The sequence below is a fragment of the Streptomyces sp. NPDC030143 genome, assembly GCF_055573695.1.
In genome coordinates, this window is record NZ_JBVIAY010000003.1 from 325077 (window position 1) to 347992 (window position 22916).

At 72.4% G+C, this 22916-nt stretch carries 18 protein-coding genes and 1 pseudogene; 12 read left to right on the forward strand and 7 right to left on the reverse strand.

The window, feature by feature from the left end:
* Positions 1-22 precede the first annotated feature (22 nt).
* A complete protein-coding gene (locus ACZ4YY_RS07600) occupies positions 23-1207 on the reverse strand; it encodes a SpoIIE family protein phosphatase (protein ID WP_468284847.1) in 1185 nt (394 codons plus the stop codon).
* Positions 1208-1370: 163 nt separating this feature from the next.
* On the opposite strand from ACZ4YY_RS07600, the gene ACZ4YY_RS07605 reads away from it, so the two are divergent.
* Positions 1371-2636, forward strand: coding sequence for a GNAT family N-acetyltransferase (locus ACZ4YY_RS07605; RefSeq protein ID WP_468284849.1), 1266 nt, complete (start codon positions 1371-1373; stop codon positions 2634-2636).
* Positions 2637-3059: 423 nt separating this feature from the next.
* On the opposite strand, the gene ACZ4YY_RS07610 is transcribed toward ACZ4YY_RS07605, so the two are convergent.
* Together ACZ4YY_RS07610 and ACZ4YY_RS07615 are read right to left on the reverse strand one after the other, a co-directional pair.
* Positions 3060-3890, reverse strand: a complete 831-nt coding sequence (locus ACZ4YY_RS07610) for an Fpg/Nei family DNA glycosylase (RefSeq protein ID WP_468284851.1) — start codon at positions 3888-3890, stop codon at positions 3060-3062.
* A 356-nt stretch (positions 3891-4246) separates the two neighbouring features.
* A complete protein-coding gene (locus ACZ4YY_RS07615) occupies positions 4247-4732 on the reverse strand; it encodes a ribose-5-phosphate isomerase (RefSeq protein WP_468284853.1) in 486 nt (161 codons plus the stop codon).
* Between the two features lie 239 nt (positions 4733-4971).
* On the opposite strand from ACZ4YY_RS07615, the gene ACZ4YY_RS07620 reads away from it, so the two are divergent.
* Complete coding sequence (locus ACZ4YY_RS07620) at positions 4972-6438, forward strand: amino acid permease (RefSeq protein WP_468284855.1); 1467 nt, start codon at positions 4972-4974, stop codon at positions 6436-6438.
* Between the two features lie 136 nt (positions 6439-6574).
* Here ACZ4YY_RS07620 and ACZ4YY_RS07625 read toward each other — a convergent pair.
* Both ACZ4YY_RS07625 and ACZ4YY_RS07630 read right to left on the reverse strand, forming a co-directional pair.
* Positions 6575-6793: pseudogene (locus ACZ4YY_RS07625) on the reverse strand (serine/threonine protein kinase); the annotation flags it as partial.
* 528 nt (positions 6794-7321) lie between these two features.
* Positions 7322-7903, reverse strand: coding sequence for a biotin transporter BioY (locus tag ACZ4YY_RS07630; protein WP_468284857.1), 582 nt, complete (start codon positions 7901-7903; stop codon positions 7322-7324).
* Positions 7904-8381: 478 nt separating this feature from the next.
* Between ACZ4YY_RS07630 and ACZ4YY_RS07635 the strand changes: the two genes are divergently transcribed.
* The 8 genes from ACZ4YY_RS07635 to ACZ4YY_RS07670 all read left to right on the forward strand — a co-directional run bounded on the left by ACZ4YY_RS07635 (position 8382) and on the right by ACZ4YY_RS07670 (position 17128).
* Positions 8382-9587 carry an ROK family protein gene (locus tag ACZ4YY_RS07635; RefSeq protein ID WP_468284859.1) on the forward strand — a complete coding sequence of 402 codons (1206 nt, stop codon included), beginning with the start codon at positions 8382-8384 and terminating at the stop codon, positions 9585-9587.
* Between the two features lie 273 nt (positions 9588-9860).
* A complete protein-coding gene (locus tag ACZ4YY_RS07640) occupies positions 9861-10928 on the forward strand; it encodes an ABC transporter substrate-binding protein (RefSeq protein WP_468284861.1) in 1068 nt (355 codons plus the stop codon).
* A gap of 7 nt (positions 10929-10935) precedes the next feature.
* Positions 10936-11775, forward strand: a complete 840-nt coding sequence (locus tag ACZ4YY_RS07645; protein WP_468284864.1) for an ABC transporter permease — start codon at positions 10936-10938, stop codon at positions 11773-11775.
* Positions 11751-12485, forward strand: a complete 735-nt coding sequence (locus ACZ4YY_RS07650; protein ID WP_468284866.1) for an ABC transporter ATP-binding protein — start codon at positions 11751-11753, stop codon at positions 12483-12485. Before ACZ4YY_RS07645 ends, ACZ4YY_RS07650 begins: the two co-directional genes overlap by 25 nt.
* Positions 12482-13825 carry an LLM class flavin-dependent oxidoreductase gene (locus ACZ4YY_RS07655; RefSeq protein WP_468284868.1) on the forward strand — a complete coding sequence of 448 codons (1344 nt, stop codon included), beginning with the start codon at positions 12482-12484 and terminating at the stop codon, positions 13823-13825. The genes ACZ4YY_RS07650 and ACZ4YY_RS07655 overlap by 4 nt, the downstream gene beginning before the upstream one ends.
* A gap of 68 nt (positions 13826-13893) precedes the next feature.
* Positions 13894-14784: a TauD/TfdA dioxygenase family protein gene (locus ACZ4YY_RS07660; protein ID WP_468284870.1), complete on the forward strand. Its 891-nt coding sequence runs from the start codon at positions 13894-13896 to the stop codon at positions 14782-14784.
* Positions 14785-14895: 111 nt separating this feature from the next.
* The gene (locus ACZ4YY_RS07665) at positions 14896-16272 is read left to right on the forward strand and encodes an amino acid permease (protein WP_468284873.1); all 1377 of its coding nucleotides are present in this window, start codon (positions 14896-14898) and stop codon (positions 16270-16272) included.
* Positions 16273-16903: 631 nt separating this feature from the next.
* Positions 16904-17128, forward strand: coding sequence for a hypothetical protein (locus ACZ4YY_RS07670; RefSeq protein WP_468284875.1), 225 nt, complete (start codon positions 16904-16906; stop codon positions 17126-17128).
* 33 nt (positions 17129-17161) lie between these two features.
* Here ACZ4YY_RS07670 and ACZ4YY_RS07675 read toward each other — a convergent pair whose 3' ends face one another.
* Positions 17162-17821, reverse strand: coding sequence for a mycothiol-dependent nitroreductase Rv2466c family protein (locus ACZ4YY_RS07675; RefSeq protein WP_468284877.1), 660 nt, complete (start codon positions 17819-17821; stop codon positions 17162-17164).
* A gap of 135 nt (positions 17822-17956) precedes the next feature.
* Here ACZ4YY_RS07675 and pepN point away from each other — a divergent pair, with 135 nt between their 5' ends.
* A complete protein-coding gene (gene pepN / locus ACZ4YY_RS07680; RefSeq protein ID WP_468284879.1) occupies positions 17957-20536 on the forward strand; it encodes an aminopeptidase N in 2580 nt (859 codons plus the stop codon).
* Positions 20537-20899: 363 nt separating this feature from the next.
* The gene (locus ACZ4YY_RS07685; RefSeq protein ID WP_468284881.1) at positions 20900-21949 is read left to right on the forward strand and encodes a hypothetical protein; all 1050 of its coding nucleotides are present in this window, start codon (positions 20900-20902) and stop codon (positions 21947-21949) included.
* A gap of 250 nt (positions 21950-22199) precedes the next feature.
* Here the strand turns inward: ACZ4YY_RS07685 and ACZ4YY_RS07690 are convergent, their stop codons facing one another.
* A complete protein-coding gene (locus tag ACZ4YY_RS07690) occupies positions 22200-22664 on the reverse strand; it encodes an NUDIX hydrolase (RefSeq protein WP_468284883.1) in 465 nt (154 codons plus the stop codon).
* Positions 22665-22916 lie beyond the last annotated feature (252 nt).

The window sequence follows — 22916 nt, forward strand, 5'->3', positions numbered from 1 at the left end:
CGCCTTTCGGGGTTCTCGGGGGTCAGCGGAGTGGGGCCGTCTGGGCCGTGGGGCCTTCGCGGCAGATGAGCAGCAGGGCACGGTCGTCGTTGACGTCCCGGGCGACCGCCTCGATCAGGTGCCAGGCGGCGCCCTGGAAGCCGCCGGCGACGTAGCGGTCGGCCTCGCCGGTGAGGCGGTCGATGCCCTCGACGATGTCCCGGTCGGAGGTCTCCACCAGGCCGTCCGTGAAGAGCATCAGCACGTCACCCGGGCGCAGGGCCCCCTTCACCGGGTCGAACTGGGCGCCCTCGTACACGCCGAGCAGCGGGCCCTCGGCCGCCTTCTCCTCCCAGCGGCCGCTGCCCGCGCTGAGCTGGAGGCCCGGCGGGTGTCCGGCGGAGTAGAGCTCGTAGTCGCCCGAGTCGAGGTCCAGGACGAGGTGGATGGAGGTCGCGAAGCCCTCGTCCCAGTCCTGGCGGAGGAGGTAGCCGTTGGCGGCGGGGAGGAAGGCGTGCGGGGGCAGGCTGCCGAGGAGGCCGCCGAAGGCGCCGGACAGCAGCAGGGCCCGGGAGCCGGCGTCCATGCCCTTGCCGGAGACGTCCGTCAGGACGACCTCCAGGGTGCGGCCGCCGTTGGTGCGGGCCGCGACAACGAAGTCACCGGAGAACGACTGGCCCCCGGCCGGCCGCAGCGCCATCTCCCGATGCCAGCCCTGCGGCAGCTTGGGCAGCTTGCTCTGCACCCGGATGCGTTCGCGCAGGTCGAAGAGCATGGTGCCGCCGCGCCGCCACGGCACGCCGACCCGGCTGCGGAACTGCGCGATGAGCAGGCCGAAGAAACCGCAGGCGGCGACGACCAGGACGACACCGGGGGTGACCCGGGAGGGGCCCTCGGTGTACGGGCCGAGCCGTACCGACTCCACGATCAGCGCCGTGGCGGCCGCCGCGTACAGACCGAGCAGGCTCGCGGGGCGCAGCAGCAGGCCGCCGGCGACGATCGGCAGGACCAGCGCGGCCGGTGAACACCACACCGAGTTGGCGAGCGTGGTGGCCGCGATGAGGGGGACGGTGAGCAGCAGGCCGGCCAGCGCGATCCAGTCGGACCCGTCACCGCGGAAGTAGTCGACGGCGCTTCTGCGCACGCCGGTGCGGACCCGGTGCATCAGATGCCTCAACCGGGCCGCCGACGTCTCGGCTTCCGCGCGCCGCTGTCGTCCTTCTGCCATTAGATCGGGACCCTATCCATCCAACCCGCCGCTTGGCACGGGAGGTCCCACTTGTCCCCCGTCCGAGGTTCAACTTCACAGTGAACGGCACGGAAAGCGCTCGCGCCGTGCAGAGGGAGAAATTCCCTGGCTCGTCCCGCATTGGGCTGCTAGGCATGGATCCATGACGACTGAGGTGACCGACCGGAAGGGTTCCTTCGCGGCGGACCTGCGGGTCCTGCGGCCGGATGACTGGGACAGGTGGTACGGCGTTCTGCTGCGGGCCTTCGGCGGGGTCGAGGAGGCGGCGGAGGAACGTGAGCTATGGAAGGGGCTCACCCCGTGCGAGCGGTCCCTCGGGGCGTGGGACGGGGACGAGGTGGTCGGCACCGCCGGGGCGTTCGACTTCCGCCTGACGGTGCCCGGCGGGGCGTCGGTGCCGGCGGCGGGCGTGACGATGGTCTCCGTTGCCGCCACGCACCGGCGGCGCGGGGTGCTGACGTCGATGATGCGGCGGCAGTTGGACGACGTCCGCGCGTGGGGCGAGCCGTTGGCGGTCCTCACCGCCTCCGAGCCCGGCATCTACGGGCGGTTCGGGTACGGCACGGCGACCTTCGGACTGCACGCCGAGATCGACACCGGGCGGGTGCGGCTGTCCGTCCCGGACGGCACGGACGACGTACGGCTGCGGTACGCCGATCCCGTCGACCTCCTCGCCCCGTGCGAGGCGGTGTACGCGCGGACCGTGCCGCTGCGGCCCGGGATGCTGGCGCGCCGGCCGGGGTGGGAGCGGCTGGGGGTGCTGGACCCGGCGAGCAAGCGCGGTGAGGCGTCGCCGTTGCAGTGCGTGGTCGGCGAGCGGGACGGGGAGGTCGTCGGGTACGCCCGTTTCCGGGTCGAACCACGGTGGTCGCACGCCGGGCACAACGGGCAGGTGCTGCTCCAGGACCTGGCCGCGGTGGACGCGGTGGCGGAGGCGGCGCTGTGGCGCTTCCTGTTCGGGATCGACCTCACGAGTTCGTTGAAGGTGCGGGGGCGGCCCGTCGACGAGGGGTGGCGGCATCTGGTCTCCGACATCCGGCGGTGTCAGCTGCGGGTGCGCGACGCGTTGCACGTGCGGCTGGTGGACGTCGGGGCAGCGCTGGAGGCGCGGACGTACCAGGCGCCCGTGGAGGTGGTGTTGGAGGTCGAGGACGCCTTCTGCCCGTGGAACGCGGGGCGTTGGCGGCTGAGCGGGGACACGAAGGGGGCGAGCTGCGCGCGGACGACGGACCCCGCCGATCTCGTCGTGTCGGTACGGGAGTTGGGGTCGGCGTATCTCGGCGGGGTGAGCCTCGGGTCGCTCGCGGCGGCCGGGCTGGTGCGGGAACTGCGGCGGGGGGCGTTGGCGGAGGCGGCGGTGGCGTTCGGGCCGGGGCTGCGGGCGGCCTGGATGCCGCACGGGTTCTGAGGGGTGGCCAGGAGTCCTGACCGTTGCCGGTCGGGAGAGCTGCCGTTGGTGGTCAGGGTCGCCGGCGGGGGCAGGGTGAGATCGCCGGCGGGGAGAGGGCGAGGTCAGGGCAGGTCCTGACGGGGTCGGGGCGGGATCGCCGGCGGGGGCAGCGTGAGACCGCCGGCGGGGGCAGGGCGAGGTCAGGGCAGGTCCTGACGGGGTCGGGGCGGGATCGCCGGCGGGGGCAGCGTGAGACCGCCGGCGGGGACAGGGCGAGGTCAGGGCAGGTCCTGACGGGGTCGGGGCGGGATCGCCGGCGGGGGCAGCGTGAGACCGCCGGCGGGGACAGGGCGAGGTCAGGACAGGTCCTGACGGGGTCGGGGCGGGGTCGCCGGCGGGGGCAGGGCGGGGTCCCCGGCGGGGCCGGGCCGTTGGCGAGCGTCAGGGCTTCTGGCAGGTCGGGCACCAGAAGAGGTTGCGGGCCGCCAGGTCCGCGGTGCGGACGTCTGTGCCGCAGAGGTGGCAGGGCAGGTTCGTGCGGCGGTACACGTAGACCTCGCCGCCGTGGTCGTCGACGCGGGGCGGGCGGCCCATCGCCTCCGGGGTGTGCTCGGGGCGGACCGTGTCGATGCGGTTGTTGCGGACGCCCTCGCGCATGAGGGCCACCAGGTCCGACCAGATCGCCCTCCACTGAGTGGGGGTGATGTCCCTGCCCGGACGGTAGGGGTCGATGCCGTGCCGGAAGAGGACCTCGGCGCGGTACACGTTGCCGACGCCCGCGATGACCTTCTGGTCCATGAGAAGGGCGGCGATCGTCGTCCGGCTGCGGGAGATGCGGTGGTAGGCCGCCTCGGGGTCGGCGTCCGCGCGGAGGGGGTCCGGACCGAGGCGGTCGTGGATCGCCTGCTTCTCGGCGTCGGTGATCAGGGCGCAGGTCGTGGGGCCGCGCAGGTCGACGTAGGCGGTGCGGTCCGCGAGGCGGAGGCGGACGGTGTCGGTGGGCGGGGGTGCGGGGGCGTCACCGAAGGCGACCTTGCCGAAGAGGCCGAGGTGGATGTGGACCCACAGGTCGAGCGTCTCGTGCGGGTCGGCGTCACCGAACCCCAGGAAGAGGTGTTTGCCGTGGGCCTCGGTACGGGTGAGGGGGGTGCCGGTGAGGAGGGCGGCGGCGTCGGAGAACTTGCCCTGAGGGCTGGTCACGTGCGGGGCTCGGCCGGAGAAGCGGGCGGCGTAGTCCTGGGCCAGGCGGTGGATGGTGTGGCCCTCTGGCACGGGGTCCTCCGGGGGCGGGGCAGGGGGCGGGGCTCCGTCCATTGTGCCGTCGGCCGCGAGGCGGGGGTTGCGGGGTCTGCCCCCGGGGCCTGCCCACCGGCCCACCCGACTCGGTCGGTCATGGCGGACGGAGCCTCTGGGTCTCCGTCCCGGCCCCCGGCCGGGGCTCCGCACCCCTGCGCCCCGGCTCCGCGTCCCTGCGCCCCGGCTCCGCGCCCCACCACCGGACTCGGTGGGACGAAGGGAGAACCGGGGCTCCGCCCCACGTCGGCTGCGCCGCTGCGACGTCACCGCTGTGCGCCGGGACGCCGCAGCCCAGGGGCGGGCGCTGCAAGGGTCCGCCCGCCGCGGGCGGGTTACTGCTGGGGGTGGTGCGGGGGGATCGGGGGGAGGTCGGCGGTGGTTTCGTAGGCGGTCAGCATGTCGATGCGGCGGATGTGGCGTTCGTCGCCGGAGAACGGGGTGGCGAGGAAGGCCTCGACGAACTTCGTCGCCTCGTCCTGGGTGTGCATGCGGGCGCCGACCGCGACGACGTTGGCGTTGTTGTGCTGGCGGCCGAGGGCGGCCGTCTCCTCGCTCCAGGCGAGGGCGGCGCGGACGCCCTTGACCTTGTTGGCGGCGATCTGCTCGCCGTTGCCCGAGCCGCCGATCACGATGCCGAGGGAGTCGGCGTCCGCGGCCGTCCGCTCCGCGGCGCGGAGGCAGAAGGGCGGGTAGTCGTCCTGGGCGTCGTAGATGTGGGGGCCGCAGTCGACCGGGTCGTGACCCGCCGCCTTCAGCCATTCGACGAGGTGGTTCTTGAGTTCGAAGCCGGCATGGTCCGAGCCGAGATACACGCGCATGGGATGAGTGTGACACGGGGGTCTCCGGGTAGCAGCCCGGGGTGCCGTGCCCGAAAAGCGTGAGCGAATCAACAGAACCTCAGGAAAAGCTCAGGTAACAATCCGGAATCAAAGGTTTCCGAATTCCTGGGCCTCCGATTCACTGGACCGGCTCGTACACCCCCCACTCATCCCCACGTCATCACCCGTACACCGCTCGTACGGGGCAGGACCTCACGCGGCGCAAAGGAATTCCATCCATGACCTCGCAGCCGACCTTGACGAAGGCCGACAACGGCCCCGGAAACACCGGTGATCCCGGTTCCGGACTCCAGGCGGGACTCAAGAACCGTCACCTGTCGATGATCGCCATCGGCGGTGTCATCGGGGCCGGGTTGTTCGTCGGCTCCAGCTCCGGCATCGCCACCGCCGGACCCGGCATCCTCCTCTCCTACGCCCTCGTCGGCACGCTCGTGGTGCTGGTGATGCGGATGCTCGGAGAGATGTCGGCGGCCAACCCGACCTCCGGTTCGTTCTCCGCGCACGCCGACCGGGCGCTCGGCCCGTGGGCCGGGTTCACCATCGGCTGGCTGTACTGGTTCTTCTGGGTCGTCGTGCTGGCCGTGGAGGCCACCGCCGGGGCCGCGATCCTCGAGTCGTGGATACCGGCCGTCCCGCAGTGGGGGTGGGCGCTCATCGTGATGGTGGTGCTGACCGCCACCAACCTGGTCTCCGTCGGGTCGTACGGCGAGTTCGAGTTCTGGTTCGCCGGGATCAAGGTCGTGGCCATCGGCGCGTTCATCGTCGTCGGCGGGCTCGCCGTCTTCGGTGTGCTGCCGGGCGTCGACAGCGAGAAGGCGGGCATCGGCAACCTCGTCGACCACGGCGGCTTCCTGCCCCACGGGGCCGGCGCCATCCTCACCGGTGTGCTGCTCGTCGTCTTCTCCTTCATGGGCAGCGAGATCGCCACCCTGGCGGCCGGCGAGTCGGAGGACCCGCAGCGGGCCGTCACGAAGTCGACCAACAGCATCATCTGGCGCATCGCCGTCTTCTACCTCGGTTCGATCTTCGTCGTCGTGGCGCTGCTGCCGTGGAACGACCCCTCCATCAAGGAGAAGGGTTCCTACGTCGCCGCCCTGGACTCCCTCGGCATCGCCCACGCCGGTCAGATCATGAACTTCATCGTGCTGACGTCCGTGCTGTCCTGTCTCAACTCGGGGCTGTACACCGCCTCCCGCATGGCCTTCTCGCTCGGTGAGCGCGGGGACGCGCCCAAGGCGTTCGCCCGCACGACCAGCCGTGGCGTGCCGATGGCGGCGATCATCGCCTCGGTGGTCTTCGGGTTCGTCGCGGTGTTCTTCAACTACAAGTTCCCCGACTCCGTCTTCCTCTTCCTGGTCAACTCCAGCGGTGCCGTCGCCCTGTTCGTGTGGCTCGTCATCTGCTTCTCGCAACTGCGCATGCGGAAGATCATCCAGGCCGAGGCGCCGGAGAAGCTCGTCGTCCGGATGTGGCTGTACCCGTACCTGACCTGGGCCACCGCCGCGCTGATCGTGTTCGTGCTCGGCTACATGCTGACCGACACCGAGCACGACGGCCGCTCGACCGTTCTGCTGTCGCTGCTCGTCGCCGCCGTCGTCCTGGTCATCGCCCTGGTGAAGAACCGGGTGAAGGGCGGCGCGCCGGCGCCGGCCGTCTCCGGTGGGGTCGAGGACTCCGTCGAGTAGCCGTCCCGCACCCGGCCTGTTTCCCGGCCGGTCGGCTCGTCGGGGGGCCCGCCTTGTGCGGGCCCCCCTTCGCGTACCGCCGCAGCACCGGCTCACAGGACGGTGAAGCTGCCCTTGGCCTGCTGGTACCTGCGCAGCCGGCGACCGACTCCACGCCGGTCGACAGGCCTTCGCCCTCGTCGCGACGTCGTGGACGCGGACGACGCGGGGGCGGTCGATGCGGGCGGTGGCCCTGGCCTCGCCCAGGGTGCGTTCGCGGCGGGTGCGTCCTCGTGCCGTGGCCGTCGATGCGCATTTTCCTGACGGCGACCTGCCGGTCGAGCATGTCGTCGGCGGCCCGCCACACCCGTCCCATTCCCCTTTTGCCGGTGCTTTCTGCCAGCCGGTAGCGGCCTGCCACCGGAAGACCGGGAACACCGCCGGTCCTCGTATCCCTCGGATTTCCCGTAGCCCCCGGGTTTCCCGCGACTCTCCTGAATTCTCCGCGCCTCCTGAATTCTCCGCGCTTCCCGAATTCTCCGCGCCTGCCGAGTTCCTTCGATCTCGGCAGGACCGGAAAAGTCTGTCTGCCCGTGCAGAGCCAGGACGGGACCAGCCGGTTCCGGCAGCAGGGTCCGGTGCCGTTCGGGACGACGAACCCGGTGGTCCCGGCGGCGCCCGGAGCGGACGGACGGCTGAACGGCCGCCGGATCAGCCTGTGCACGGGTGTGACGAGGGTCCGGGTGGCCGGCTCGGTGGCGAGGGAGGACGGCCGTACGGCCGACCGGCGACCCGGTCGGCCGTACGGCACCGCGCCGCACCGCAGAGACAGTCGCCGGGGGCCGCGTCTCGTGCGGCCCCCGGCGAACGCGCTCCCCCGCGGGGAGTCCGGCGCGGCGGAATCTCAGCGGTCGGCGAACTTCCAGGCCGTCGGCAGGAGGCCCATCGCCAGGGCCGCCTTGAGGGCGTCACCGATGAGGAACGGGGTGAGGCCGGCCGCGATCGCGGCGGACGCGGAGAGGTCGGCGGCGTAGGCCAGGTAGGGGACGCCGATCACGTAGATGATCGCCTCGCCCACCAGCATCGCGCCCGCCGTGCGCCACACCGTGCGGTCCGCACCACGACGGGCCAGGGCACCGACGACGGTGGAGGCGAGGATCATGCCGAGGATGTAGCCGAAGGAGGGGGCGGTGGCGCCGGAGGTGCCGGCGGCGAACCACGGGACGCCCGCGATGCCGGCCAGGGCGTAGACAGCGAGGGCGAGGAAGCCGCGGCCGGCGCCCAGGGCCGTGCCGACGAGCAGCGCGGCGAAGGTCTGGCCGGTCACCGGCACCGGGGACCCGGGGACGGGGACCACGATCTGGGCGGCGAGGCCGGTGAGCGCGGCACCGCCGAGCACGAGCGCGGCGTCCCTGACGCGGGAGGCCGGGATCAGGTCGGCGAGGACCTGTCCGGTGCGGACGGGGGTGGCGGCGGCGGTGCTCATGGGGACTCCGCGGGGGTCGGACGGTACGGGGACACGGTGACGCTATCCCAGGGTGTGCGGGCCGATCACCGTCAGTGGTCGACAAACGGCTGTTCGGTGGTGTGGTGGGCTCCGGACAAAGGATGGGCGTTACACCCGGTACGACGTGACCCTGGTCACCCAGGTGGCGTGGCACGGGATACGAGGAAGGGGTGAGGGGCGTCTATAGGGTTTCGCCAATCGCGGCCGGGGCGTGGACGGGGGCCGTCTCGCCCGTCGGTCGCCGTCTGGGCAGCCATGGGCCGCTTTGCTAGCTTCGGGCGCATGGTTGCCCAGGCCCGGAACTTCTCGTCGCGTCGCCACGTCGACCTGCGACGCGTGGGCGCTGCCGCCTGTCGCCGTCCGGTGTGAGGCGGCCGGCCGGTCCGGCACGCCGCCTCCGAGACGTCCCGCACGGACGAAGACGGCGCAGTGTCGGCCCGGCCCCGAGGAAGTTCCCATGTCCCGTACCGCAACAGCTCCCCTGCCTGCCCCGTCCCCCGTTCCCCGGATCGCGGACAGCGACCGGCGGCGCACCAGCGCCAGCGTGGTCCTGCGGTCCGTGCTGGAGCACGGGCCGGTCGCGCGCAGCACCATCGCCCGCCTGACCGGGCTGTCCCCGGCGTCGGTCACCGACCACTGCTCCCGGCTCGCCGCGCTGGGATTGGTGCGGGAGTCGGCTGCGCCGCGGCGCAGCAACGGCGTCGGCCGGCCGCACGTCCCGGTGGACCTGGACGACGGGCGGTTCGTGGTGGGCGGGGTGCACGTGGCCGTGCCGTACACCACGGTCGCGCTGCTCGACCTGCGCGGGCGGGTGGTGGCGCGGCGGGAGTCGAGGCACCGGGGGACCGATCCGGACGAGGTGCTGGGGCGGGCCGCCGACGGGCTGGACGCGCTGTTGGCGGGGGCGCCGGGGCGCCGGCCCCTGGGGGTGGGCGTGGCCGTGGGCGGCTGGGTCGACCGGGACTCGGGGACGGTGGTGGAGCATCCGCTGCTGGGCTGGCGGGAGGTGCCGGTGCGGGCGACGGTCGCTGCGCGCACCGGGCTGCCGGTCCAGGTGGACGGGCATGCGCGGGCGCTGGTCAACGCGGAGCGGCTGTTCGGGCGGGCGCGCGGCAGCCGCAGTCTGCTGCACCTGTTCGTGGGCGATGTCGTCGACGCGGCGTTCGCCACCCATGACGAGGTCCACCACGGGCCGCGGTCGCAGTCCGGCAGCATCGCGCATCTGCCGCTGGCCGGCGGGGTCGAGCCGTGCGCTTGCGGGCGGACCGGCTGCCTCCAGGCGGAGCTGGGCGAGCGCACGTTGTGCCGGCGGGCCCGGGAGGCCGGGGTGATCGAGGGGGCGAACCCGATGCACGTGGTCGCGGCGGCGGCCGACGGCGACGCGGTGGCCGCGCGGCTGCTGCGGGAGCGGGCACGGACGGTGGGGCGGGCGGCGGCACTGCTGCTGGACGTGCTCAACCCGGAGCGGGTGGTCGTCACCGAGGTGGGGGCGATGTTCCGGGAGGACTGCCTGGCCGCGCTGCGCGAGGAGGTCGGGCCGGCGCGCGCCGCGTCGGTGACGCCGACGAGTTTCCCGGATTCCGTGCTGGCCGTGGCGGGCGGCGCGGTGGCCCTGGACGTGCTCTACCGCGATCCGCTCACCGTGTCACCTCAGTCGACTTAATTCAGAAACTCGGAATGTTGACAGGAGTCGAGCGTGACCTGGAACATCGTCCCCATGAGCTGTCGCACCTTCTGTTGCTGACGCCCCGGCGCGCCGGGAGCGCGCCCTTCTCCCCGGCTTCTCCCGCGTGAGTTCCTTTTCCCGGGCCCTGCCCGCGCCCTGAATTCCGCGCGTCCTGCCACCCGCTTACACCGCAGCCTGTCCGCGGCGTTTCCGCAGCCTTTCTGCGACCTTTCCACGGTATTTCCGCCGCTTTTCCCAGGGGGTCCTCCCATGCCTGCTTCCCGTGCGCCCGGTGTCGACCGGCGCTTCTTCCTCGCCTCGCTGCTCGGTGCCGCCGCCGGGGTGGCCGGCCTCAGCGGCTGCGCCGAGAGCAGCGCGGCCACCGGCGCCGAGGGGGCCTCCACGGCGCCGCTCGCCGACAAGGTGCCGCCGGGCACCAGCCTGAAGATCGCGTCCTTCCAGAACACCCAGCAGCTCCAGTTCAGGCTGGCGGGTCTGCCGAAGCTGCCGTTCACGGTGTCGAGCTGGCTGAACATCGGGGCCGGCCCGGACGTCATCAACGCCTTCCGCGCGCACTCCCTCGACCTGGCCAACAACGCGGGGATCCCGCCGATCCAGGCCCACTTCCAGGGTTTCGACGCGAAGATCGTCGCGATCAACGTCACGCGCAGGCCGAACTACGTCTTCGCCACGAAGCCCGGCAGCGACATCACGGACGTCGACGGCTTCCGGGGGAAGAAGCTCGCCTTCTCGCAGGGGCAGGCGCAGGGCGTGGTCCTGCTGCGGGCGCTGAAGCAGGCGGGGCTGGCCTACGACGACGTGGACCTCGTGCCGCTGACCAGCAACCAGTTCCTCACCGCCCTGCAGTCGGGCCAGGTGGACGTCGCCCCGCTCGGCAACCAGCAGTCGCCCGCCTACCTCCAGCAGTACCGGGCCGAGGGGGCCCGCACGATCACCACCGATGTCGTCGACCTGCTCAACCTGCTGTGGGCGCCGGTGTCGGTGCTGAACGACCGGGCCCAGGCGGCGGCGATCGCCGCGTACATCCCGCAGTGGGCGCAGGGCCAGGTCTGGCAGTACGAGAACCCGGACGTCTGGAACGAGGAGTTCTACGTCAAGACGCAGAACCTGTCCCCCGCCCAGGCGAAGTCGATCAGCGCGCTCGCCAACAAGCCGCTCTTCCCGCCGAGTTGGTCCGAGGCCATCGCGTGGGAGCAGGAGACCGCCGATCTGCTCGCGGAGGGCGGCTTCGTGAGGAAGTTCGACGTCGGCGTCCTCTTCGACCACCGCTTCGAGGGCATCGCGGCCCGGTCCGTACCCGCCGAGTACCGGAAGTGACGTTCCCATGACCACCATCCTGACCACGGCGGCCCCCGTCGCCGTCGACCGCGACGACCGGCCGCGCCGGCGCCGGTCCCTGTCCCCGGGCAGGCGGCTGCCCGCAGCCCGGCTCACCGGCCCGCTGCTGCTGCTCGCGCTGTGGGCGGCCGCCTCCGCCGCCGGACAGCTCGACCCCGCCGCGATCCCGGCGCCCTGGACGGTCCTGAGGACCGGCGTCCACCTGTGGACGGACGGGACGCTCACCACCGACGTCCTCACCTCGCTGGAGCGGGCCGGCTACGGCTTCGCGATCGGTCTGACCGCCGGGGTCGTGCTCGCGCTGGCGTCCGGGCTCACCCGCACCGGCGAGGCCCTGATCGACGGGACGGTCAACCTCAACCGGGCCATCCCCACCCTCGGTCTCATCCCGTTGTTCATCCTGTGGCTGGGCATCGGCGAGACCTTCAAGATCGCGATCATCGCGATCGTCGTCTACATCCCGATCTACCTCAACACGCATGCCGCGCTGTCCGGCATCGACCACCGGTTCGTGGAGCTCGCCGAGGTGCAGGGTCTGTCCAGGCCGCGCTTCATCCGGGAGATCGTCGTCCCGGGCGCGCTGCCCGGCTTCTTCGTGGGGCTGCGGCTCGGTGTCACCGGCTCGTGGCTCGGCCTGGTCGTCCTGGAGCAGATCAACGCCACCAGCGGCCTCGGCTACATGATGTTCCAGGCCACGAACTACGGCCAGTCGGACGTCATCCTCGTCGGCCTGGTCGTCTACGGCGTCTTCGGCCTGATCTCCGACAGCGCGGTCCGTCTCGTCGAACGGAGGGTGCTGTCGTGGCGCCGCACACTGAACAACTGACCCGTCCCGCCGTCCGGCTCCGCGGGCTCACCCGGTCCTTCGAGGGCCGTACCGTGCTCGACGGCATCGACCTGGACATCCCCGCCGGCCAGTTCGTCGCGCTGCTGGGGCACAGCGGATCCGGCAAGAGCACGCTGCTGCGGGCGGTCGCGGGACTGGACCACGAGGTCACCGGCAGCGGCCGGCTCACGGCCCCCGAGCGGGTGTCGGTGGTCTTCCAGGACTCCCGGCTGCTGCCCTGGCGGCGGGTGCTGGCCAACGTGCTGCTGGGGCTCGACGGCGCGCAGGCCGAGCGCAAGGGCCGCGAGGCCCTCGCCGAGGTGGGACTCGCCGGGCGGGAGCGGGCCTGGCCCGGCGAACTGTCCGGCGGTGAGGCCCAGCGCGCCGCCCTGGCCCGCTCCCTGGTGCGCGAACCCGAACTGCTCCTCGCCGACGAGCCGTTCGGCGCCCTCGACGCACTCACCCGCATCAGGATGCACACCCTGCTGCGCGAGCTGTGGGAGCGGCACCGGCCCTCCGTGCTGCTCGTCACCCACGACGTGGACGAGGCGATCGTGCTCGCCGACCGCGTCCTCGTCCTCGACCACGGCCGGATCGGCCTCGACCTGACCATCGACCGCCCGCACCCGCGCTCGTACCGGGACCCGCTGCTCGGCACGTACCGGGAACGGCTGCTGGGCGCGCTGGGCGTCACGGAGGACCACCGATGACCGTGAGAAAGCTCCACCTCAACGCCTTCCTGATGAACACCGGCCACCACGAGGCGTCCTGGCGGCTCCCGGAGAGCGACCCGTACGCGCACGTGGAGCTCGAGCACTACGTCCGCCTGGCGCGGATCGCCGAGCGCGGCACCTTCGACTCGCTGTTCCTCGCCGACGGGCCTCAGTTGTGGAACAGCGTCGCCCAGCGTCCGGCCGGTGCGTTGGAGCCGTTGACGCTGCTGACGGCGCTGGCGACGGCGACCGAGCACATCGGGCTGATCGCCACCGCCTCCACGTCCTACAACTCCCCCTTCAACCTGGCCCGGAAGTTCGCCTCGCTGGACATCGTCAGCGGTGGCCGGGCGGGCTGGAACGTCGTCACGACCGCCGGGGTGGAGGCCGCCCGCAACTTCGGGCTGGACGCCGAGCCCGCCCACGCCGAGCGGTACGCCCGTGCCGCCGAGTTCCTCGACGTGGCCCTCAAGCTGTGGGACAGCTGGGAGGACGACGCGATCGTCGCCGACAAGGCGGCCGGCGTCTGGGGCGACGACGCGAAGATCCACCCGCCCCGGCACCGGGGCACGTACTTCCGGGTCGAGGGCGCCCTCAACGTGCCGCGGTCGCCGCAGGGTTACCCGCTGCTGGTGCAGGCCGGCTCCTCGGAGGACGGCAAGGCGTTCGCGGCGCGCCACGCGGAGGCGGTGTTCACCGCGCAGCAGACCCTCGAGGACGCACAGGCCTTCTACGCCGACCTGAAGTCCCGTACGGTCGCGGCCGGCCGCGACGCCGACCACGTCAAGGTGCTGCCCGGGATCGTGCCGGTGGTCGGTTCCACGGAGGCCGAGGCGCGGGCCGGCGAGCGGGTTCTGGAGGAGCACATCGTGCACACGCACGGCGTGGCCCACCTGGAGCGGCTGCTGCACCTTCCGGCCGGCACCCTCGAACTGGACGCGCGGCTGCCCGCCGACCTGCCGCCGGAGGACGCCATCGAGGGCGCCAGGAGCCGCTACACCCTCGTGGTGGAGCTGGCCCGGCGCGAGCGTCTCACCGTGCGGCGGCTGATCGGGCGGCTCGGCGGCGGGCGCGGGCACCTCACCGTCGCGGGGACGCCCGAGCAGGTCGCCGACACGATCGAGACGTGGTTCACACGGGGCGCCGCCGACGGTTTCAACATCATGCCCGCGGTCCTGCCCTCCGGTCTCGACGCCTTCGTCGACCATGTCGTTCCGATCCTGCGCGCCCGTGGCCTGCTGCGCACCGAGTACGGCCCCCGGCAGACCCTGCGCGAGCGCTACGGCCTGCCGCGCCCCGCCAACCAGTACGTCACGCCCGCACCCGCCCGAGTCTGAGAGCTCCGGACAACAGGGGAGCCCGGCTCGGCCTCCCCTGTTGTCCGGAGCTGTGAAAGGACCGTCCCATGACGCTCGACATCCGCAAGGTCACCGCGCACATCGGCGCCCACGTCCTCGGCGTCGACCTCGCGAAACCGCTCGACGACGACACGGTCACCGCCCTGCGCGCCGCCCTCAACACGCACAGGGCGCTGGTCTTCGACGACGTAGACCTCGACGACGAGGGCCAGCAGGCCTTCGCCCGCCACTTCGGCGACCTCACCACCGCCCACCCGACGGTGCCCGCCGTCGACGGCGTCCCGAACGTGCTGCCGGTCGACAGCGAGCAGGGCAGCGCCAACCACTGGCACACCGACGTCACCTTCGTCCTGAACCCGCCGCAGGTCAGCACCCTGCGCAGCATCACGCTCCCGCCGTACGGCGGCGAGACGCTGATCGCCGACGCGGCCGCGGCCTACCGGCAGCTGCCGGAACCGCTGCGGCGCTTCGCGGACACACTGTGGGCGGAGCACACCAACGACCACGACTACGCGGTGCCCCCGGAGGACATCGACGAGGCGCGGGCCGCCCAGCGCGCCCGGTTCACGTCCATCACGTACCGCACCGCCCACCCCGTGGTGCGCGTGCACCCGCTGACCGGTGAACGCGGGCTGTTCATCGGGGGGTTCGCGCAGCGGATCGTCGGGCTGTCGGTGGGCGAGTCGCGCAGGGTCCTGGACCTGCTCCAGTCGTACGTGACGCGGCCGGAGAACGTGCTGCGCCACCGCTGGTCACCGAACCAGCTCGTGGTCTTCGACAACCGCATCACCCAGCACTACGCCGTCGACAACTACGACCGGCTGCCGCGCCGTCTGCACCGGGTGACCGTCGCCGGTGACGTGCCGGTGGGCGTCGAGGGCAAGGAGAGCTGGTCGGTGGAGGGGGACGCGGCGCACTACACGTCCGTGGCGGCGTAGACACGTACCGTGTCCGAGGTGTCCGGATGCTGGGCGGCCCCTCCGTGCGAGCGGAGGGGCCGCCCAGACTGTGGACGTTTTTGCCCTCTACGCATTGGACGAGCCGCGCCCATGCCCAGCACCACCGCCCAGGCTCCCCGGGAGCCGGACGCCACCCTGTCCCACGGTCTCAAGCAGCGCCATCTGTCGATGATCGCCCTCGGCGGCGTCATCGGCGCGGGCCTGTTCGTCGGCTCCGGGGCGGGCATCGCCGCCGCCGGCCCGTCGATCGTCCTCGCCTACGCCCTCTCCGGTGTCCTCGTGATGCTGGTGATGCGGATGCTGGGCGAGATGTCGGCCGCGTACCCGTCGTCGGGCTCGTTCTCGGCGCACGCCGAGCGGGCGATCGGACCGTGGGCGGGCTTCACCGCGGGCTGGTCCTTCTGGGTGCTGCTCTGCACGGCCGTCGGCCTGGAGGGCATCGGCGCCGCGAAGATCGTCACCGGCTGGCTGCCGGGCACGCCCGAGTGGGCGTGGGTGGCGCTGTTCATGGTGGTCTTCTGCGGGGCGAACCTGGCCGCGGTGAAGAACTTCGGCGAGTTCGAGTTCTGGTTCGCGGCACTGAAGGTCGGCGCGATCACCCTGTTCCTCGTCCTGGGCGTGCTGGCGATCGCCGGGCTGCTGCCCGGCACCGACTCCCCCGGCGCCTCGCACCTGACCGACTTCCTGCCCAACGGCGGCGAGGGCCTGGTCGTCGGGCTCCTCGCCTCGGTGTTCGCCTACGGCGGTCTGGAGACCGTCACCATCGCGGCGGCCGAGTCGCAGGACCCGGTGCGCGGGGTGGCGAGCGCCGTGCGCACGGCGATGTGGCGCATCGCGCTGTTCTACATCGGCTCGATGGCGGTCATCGTCACCCTCGTCCCCTGGAACTCCGAGGAGGTCGTGGCGAAGGGCCCGTACGTCGCCGCCCTCGACCAGCTCGGCATCCCGGGCGCCGGCCAGCTGATGAACGTGGTCGTCCTGGCCGCGCTGCTGTCGGCGATGAACGCCAACATCTACGGCTCCTCGCGCATCGCCTACTCGCTGGTGGAGCGCGGGCAGGGTCCGAAGGCGCTGGGCCGGGTGTCGGGCGGCGTCCCGAGGATCGCGGTCCTCGCGTCCTGCGCCTTCGGCTTCGTGTGCGTCCTGCTCAGCTACTGGCGGCCGGACGACGTCTTCCCCTGGCTGCTGAACATGATCGGCGCGGTCATCCTGGTCGTCTGGATCTTCATCGCCGTGTCGCAGCTGCGGCTGCGCGGCCGGCTGGAGCGCGAGGCGCCCGAGAGGCTGGTCGTGCGGATGTGGGCGTTCCCGGTGCTGACGTGGATCGCGCTGGCCGGGATGGTGACGGTGTTCGTGCTGATGGCGCGGGAGCCCGACACGCGGGTGCAGCTGTACTCGACGGGCGGGATGACGCTGGCCCTGGCGGCCGTCGGCTACGCCTGGCAGCGCACGCGCGCGAGGGCCTGAGCGGCCCCGCTTCCCCGGCGAATCCCCCACGTGGCATCACGTGGGGGATTCGCCGGTCCGTCCCGCCGGCCGATGCCGACGAGAACGGACCGGCCGCGGAAGCAGCCCGGCGGGCACTCGTCCCGGCCGGCACCGAAGGAACGGAGCGCCGCCGAGCGGACACTCGCGTGGTGGGCGCCGTAGGGGTGGCCGCGGAAGCAGCCCGGCGGGGCGACGTCGTGGGGCACGGATGGTCTACGGGGCGCGGGGCGCTGGGCATGGGCGCGGGGCGCGGGGCGCGGGGAACGACACGAGCGCCGTGTCCGATCCCTCCCCACGGATGTCACCCGGGCACCGCCGTCCGGCCGGGCGAAGACCCGGGGTGCCCGACCTGGTCCGACCGGAACGCCGCGGGCCGCCGCGGACCGGCGGCGGCGAACCCTCTGCCGGCCGTCTGCCGTCTGCCGTCTGCCGTTGGGGCGGATACGTCCGGTCGGCCGCTCCCACTCACCGATCAGGCCGTTTCACGGGTTCGTGCGCGCGTGGCGGGAGCCGTGGCGGCCGGCCGGGGGCATCATGGACGCCTTCCCGGCCCGCACGGCGCGTCGTCCGGTGCCGTCGGCGGCCGAGGTCGTCCACCGAGGAGGCGTTGATGGCGTATGTGCGGTGCCCGAACTGCGACGACACCATGCAGGACTTCCGGAACCTGGTGAGCGGGGCGGAGAGCGCGGCGGCCGAGGAGGTGCTGCGGCCGACGCTGCGCAAGAACGAGGTCTTCGTGGCGGCGGCCTACCAGCGCTGCGCGAAGGACGGCTGCCGCCGGGTGCAGCGCAAGGACAACTGGAAGGTGGGCGCCACCCTGCCGGAGGAGCTCTGACAGGTCATCGACAGGGTGCTGCCCGGGCGCCGGCTACAGGTTGCTGAAGTCGGGGCCCTTGGTGCGGGTGCGCTTGATCTCGTAGAAGCCCGGCACGGAGGCGACCGCGAGGGTGCCGTCCCACAGGCGGGCCGCCTCCTCGCCCTTCGGGGCGGGGGTGACGACGGGTCCGAAGAAGGCCAGCTGCTCACCGTCGGGGCCGGGCACGGCGATGACCGGGGTACCGACGTCCTGGCCGACCTTGTCGATGCCCTCCTTGTGGGAGGCGCGCAGCTCGGCCTCGAACTCGAAGTCCTTCTGCTCGGCGTAGTCGACGAGGTCGGCGGGCAGGCCGGCGTCCGCGAGCGCGCCGGCGATGGCCTCCAGGGTCGGGCCCTCGCCGTTGTTGTGGAAGCGGGTGCCGAGCGCGGTGTAGAGCGGGCCGAGGACGTCGGCGCCGTGCTTCTGCCAGGCGGCGGTCACCACGCGCACCGGCTTCCAGGCGTGCGTCTCGAGCATCTCCCGGTACTCCTCCGGGAGCTCGTCGATCTTGTCCTCGTTGAGGACGGCGAGGCTCATCACGTGCCAGCGGACCTCGATGTTCCGGACCTTCTCGACCTCCAGGACCCAACGGGAGGTCATCCAGGCCCAGGGGCACAGCGGGTCGAACCAGAAGTCGACGGGAGTCTTGCCGGCGGTGGCGGTCTCGGACATGGGTCTCCTCGGAACGCGGTGTTTCCCCGGGCAACACCGACCCCGCCCACCCCATTCCCGACGGTCTGTGTCAGGTGCGCGTGGCAGGATCGGTCCTGATCAGCCGTATCGACCACCTCTGAGGGAGAAGCGCCCGTGCCCGGTGAGAACCTGTCCCGCGACGAGGCCCGGGAGCGGGCCGCCCTGCTGTCCGTCGACGGGTACGACGTGTCCCTCGACGTGCGGTCGGCGATGGACGAGTGGGACGGGGAGGGTCCGCGCACCTTCCGCTCGGTCACCACGATCCGGTTCCGCTGCAACGAGCCGGGCGCGTCGAGCTTCGCGGACCTCGTCGCGCCGAGGGTGACCGCGGTCACCCTCAACGGCCGTGATCTGGACCCCGGTCAGGTCTTCGACGGCGCGCGGGTCCTGCTGGAGGACCTGGCCGCGGAGAACGAGCTGGTCGTCGACGCGCAGTGCGCCTACTCCCGTACCGGCGAGGGCCTGCACCGCTTCGTCGACCCCGAGGACGGCGAGGTCTACCTCTACACCCAGTACGAGCCGGCCGACTCGCGCCGGGTCTTCGCCAACTTCGAGCAGCCCGACCTCAAGGCGCCCTTCCGGTTCGAGGTGCGGGCGCCCGAGGAGTGGGTCGTGTGGAGCAACGGAGTGGGCGAGCGCGCCGACGGGGTGTGGCGCTTCGCGGAGACGAAGCCCATCTCGACGTACATCACGTGCGTGGTCGCGGGGCCGTACCACTACGTCACGGACTCCTACGAGCGGGTGCTCGAGGACGGCACCCGGCTGGAGATCCCGCTGGGCGCGCTGTGCCGCAGGGGGCTGGCCCCCCACTTCGACTCCGACGACGTCTTCCTGGTCACCAAGCAGGGCCTGGACTTCTTCCACGACCACTTCGACTACCCCTACCCCTTCGGCAAGTACGACCAGGCGTTCGTGCCCGAGTACAACCTGGGGGCGATGGAGAACCCGGGCCTGGTGACCTTCCGGGAGGAGTACATCTTCCGGGGCAGGGTGACGCAGGCGTCGTACGAGGCGCGGGCCAACGTGATCCTGCACGAGATGGCGCACATGTGGTTCGGCGACCTGGTCACCATGCGGTGGTGGGACGACCTGTGGCTGAAGGAGTCCTTCGCCGACTTCATGGGCTCCTTCGCGCTGGTCGGCGCGACCCGCTTCACGGACGGCTGGATCACCTTCGCCAACCGGCGCAAGGCGTGGGCCTACCGCGCCGACCAGCTGCCCTCCACTCATCCGGTCACCGCCGACATCCGCGACCTGCAGGACGCCAAGCTCAACTTCGACGGCATCACCTACGCCAAGGGCGCGTCGGTGCTGAAGCAGCTGGTGGCCTACGTCGGTCAGGACGCGTTCCTGGAGGGCGCCCGGCGCTACTTCAAGCGGCACGCGTACGGCAACACGCGCCTCGGCGACCTGCTGTCGGTGCTCGGCGAGACCAGCGGGCGGGACATGGCGGCGTGGGCCCGCTCCTGGCTCCAGACGGCCGGGGTGAACGCGCTGACCCCGCAGGTGCTGCTGGACCCGGCGGGCCGCATCAGCGAGCTGACGGTGCTCCAGGAGGCGCCGGAGGAGCACCCCGAGCTGCGGCCTCACCGGGTGGCGATCGGGCTGTACCGCCGGGAGCAGGGCCGTCTGGTGCGTTACGCGCGCGTGGAGGCGGACGTCGACGGCCCGCGGACGGTGGTGACGGAGCTGGCGGGCCGGGAGGCGCCGGAGCTGGTCCTGGTCAACGACGAGGACCTGACGTACTGCAAGATCCGCTTCGACGAGACGTCACTGGACACGCTGCGCGGGCACCTGGGCGACCTCACCGACCCGCTGGCCCGCGCCCTGTGCTGGTCGGCGCTGTGGAACCTCACCCGGGACGCGCTGCTGCCGGCGCGGGACTTCATCGGTCTGGTGCTGCGGTTCGGCGGCCGCGAGTCGGACATCGGCGTGGTGCAGATGCTGCACGCGTGGGCGGAGTCGGCGCTGGTGCACTACGTGGCGCCGCCCCTGCGCGCGACCGGCGAGCGACTGCTGGCCGAGGGCGCGCTGAAGGAGCTGCGGGCGGCCGCGCCGGGCAGCGAGCACCAGCTGGCGTGGGCGCGTTTCTTCGCGTCGACGGCGTCCTCCGCCTCCGACTTCGAGCTGCTCCAGGGCCTGCTGGACGGCACGGCGAAGGTCGACGGCCTGGAGGTGGACCAGGAGCTGCGCTGGGCGTTCCTGGAGCCGTTGGCGGCCCACGGCTTCGCGGACGAGGCCGCCCTGGCGGCAGAACTGGCCCGTGACGACACGGCGTCCGGCAAGCGCCACCAGGTCCGCTGTCTCGCCGCCCGCCCCTCGGCGGCGGTCAAGGCGCAGGCGTGGGCCCAGCTGGTGGAGTCCGACGTGCTGTCCAACGCCCTGGTGGAGGCGACGATCGCGGGCTTCAACCAGCCCTCGCAGCGGGAGCTGCTCGCACCGTACGCCGAGAAGTACTTCGATTCGATCGCCCACATCTGGTCCGAGCGTTCCATCCAGATCGCGATGAACGTCGTCAAGGGGCTGTACCCCGCCCTCCAGGACTCCCCGGCCACCCTGGTGGCGACGGACGTGTGGCTGGCGGCCCACGACTCGGCGCCGCCGGCGCTGCGTCGGCTGGTGCTGGAGGCGTGGGACGACCTGGCGCGCGGGCTGCGCGGACAGGCGTGTGACGCGCGGGCCGAGGCCGGCTGACCGCTCCGGACGCCCTCTCCGGCGGACGCCTTCGGCATGCGTCGTCCGCGTGCGTCGTCGGCGGACACCTTGGGCAGGCTCGTCGGCGGGCGCCGCCGGCGGGCCGTTCGGGCGGACGCCGGGCGGGTCGCTCGGGGGGCGGGCGCCCTCGGCGGGCAGCTTTGGCCAGGGATTCTGCCGTCGGTGACCGTTACGAAATTCGGTCAGGCGGAACCGTAACCCCCGGCTTCGACCTGGTGGACCAGGGGGTTTCGGCCCTACTCGGCATCCGAACACCCGTCCTTTAGGACGAGCTTGTCCGGATTTGTCGACGGGCGTGTAACAGCGGTTAAAGGGCGGAGCGGGGGCGGGAATGCCGGGAGCATGAACCACAACACCCCGCTCCCCCCGGCCTCCCCCCGCCCGGTGTGCCACCTCTCGGACGTGCAGCGCCGCGTCATGACCGCCGCCCAGCTGCGCTCGCACGGCGTCTCGCCCGCCGAGACTGGCGAGCAGTGCCGTCCCGGCGGGCCCTGGCAGCAGATCCTCCCGGGCGTGTTCCTGCTCCACCCGGGACCGCCGACCAGCGAGGAGCGGCTGCACGCGGTGCTGCTGTACGCGGCCCGCGAGGTGTCGACGTCCGGCGTGCCGGTCCAGCCGGGCGCCGGGCAGCCGCACCGGCCGGTGTACGTGGACGCGATGATCACGGGCCTCGCGGCGCTGACCCTGCACGGGTTCAGCTCCTCGCCCGCGCTGCTCACCCTGGAGCGGATCGACGTCCTGGTCCCCCGGCTGCGCCGGCTGCGCTCCGCGGGCTGCGCGCACGTCGTTCGCACCGCGGTGCTGCCGGACCCCGAGCAGGCGACGGGCGTCCCGGTGGCGCCGGTGCCGCGCGCGCTGGCCGACGCGGTGGCGCGGCTGACGGACGCGGGGACGGTCCGGCGGCTGTTGTCGGAGGCGGTACGCGGCGGGCACTGCGATCCGGCGTCGGTGGTGCGGGAGCTGAACCAGGCGAAGCTGCTGACCCGGCCGCACGTGGTGGACGCCGTGGACTCCCTGCTCGCCGAGGGCCGGGCGATCACGGAGGACCGCCTGTACACGATGGTCCGCGAGTACGGTCTGCCGGACCCGGTGTGGAACGTGGACCTCCGGCTGCCCGGCGGCCCTCATCTCGGCGGACTGGACGCCTACTGGCCGGAGCAGGCGGTGGCGGTGGAGCTGGACACCCGCGTGCCCCGCCAGGACGACGACGCCCTGTGGTCGGAGTACGCCCGCAAACGCGAGCACCTGGAGCGGCTGGGCATCACGGTCGTGTACATCACGCCGAAGAAGCTGCGGGACTTCATGGAGCAGCAGGCGACGGTGGTGCGGACGGCGCTGATGGCGTCCGGGGACCGCGACCCGGCCGCGTACGTCGTGGTGCTGCCCCGGTAGTCCGCGGCCGGCGGGCCCGGGGCGGGATCAGGAGGGGAGAGGAGGGGCCGCGGGCTGTCCGCCCGGCGGCCCCTCCTCGTACGCCGCGCCCTTCGGCCGGGTGACGCCACGGCCACCCCGCGCCGCAGCCTTCCAACGCAGGCCCACCCACCAGCCCACCAGCCGCACAGCCTTCCGCCGCAGGCCCACCCATCAGCCCACCAACCGCGCAGCCTTCCGCCGCCGGTTCACCCGCCCGCCCTTCGGCCGCTCAGCCTTCCGGCGCCACACCCACCCGCCCGTTCACCGGCCGCTCCCGCCACAGGCGCAGCGCCACGTCGATCAGCCGCACCCGGGTGAGGGCGGGTACGGCGGACAGGTTGTGCCAGGCGGCCAGGTCGGTGGAGCCGCCGACCTCGTTGCGCAGTTCACCGCCGACGACCCTGCCCTCGTAGACGATCCGCAGACTGTGGTGGTCGACGGGGCCGCGCAGGCCCTCGCGGGGCAAGGTGCGGTGAGAGGTGTCCATGCCGAGCAGGCCGGTCACCTCGATCCGGTAGCCGCTCTCCTCCTCCAGTTCCCGCACGACGGTGTCGTGGGGATCCTCGCCGTGCTCCATGCCACCGCCGGGCAGCACCCACTCCGGGGTGCCGTCGGGGCCGGGCGAACGGGCCAGCAGAATCCGGTCGTCCTGGACGCAGACGGCGTAGGCCGCCACCCTCAACTTCTTCCGCACCCAAGGACGTTAACCCGTTCCGGCCCGGCCGTCAGGAAAAAGACCGGGTGGCTTGGTGCGCGTATGGGGTTCGGGGGCCCTGTGGTCGTATTCCTCCCCGGTGTCCCCTCGTGCCCTGTTCGTCCATCGCGGGTTTTCCCCATACATCCATATCGATTCGGTCAACTATCTCCAAACATCCGTCCCTTGGGTAAAGCTGTGCGGTCGTCCGGGTTCACATTCCGGACGCTCGCGATCAGGCAGGAACGGCCG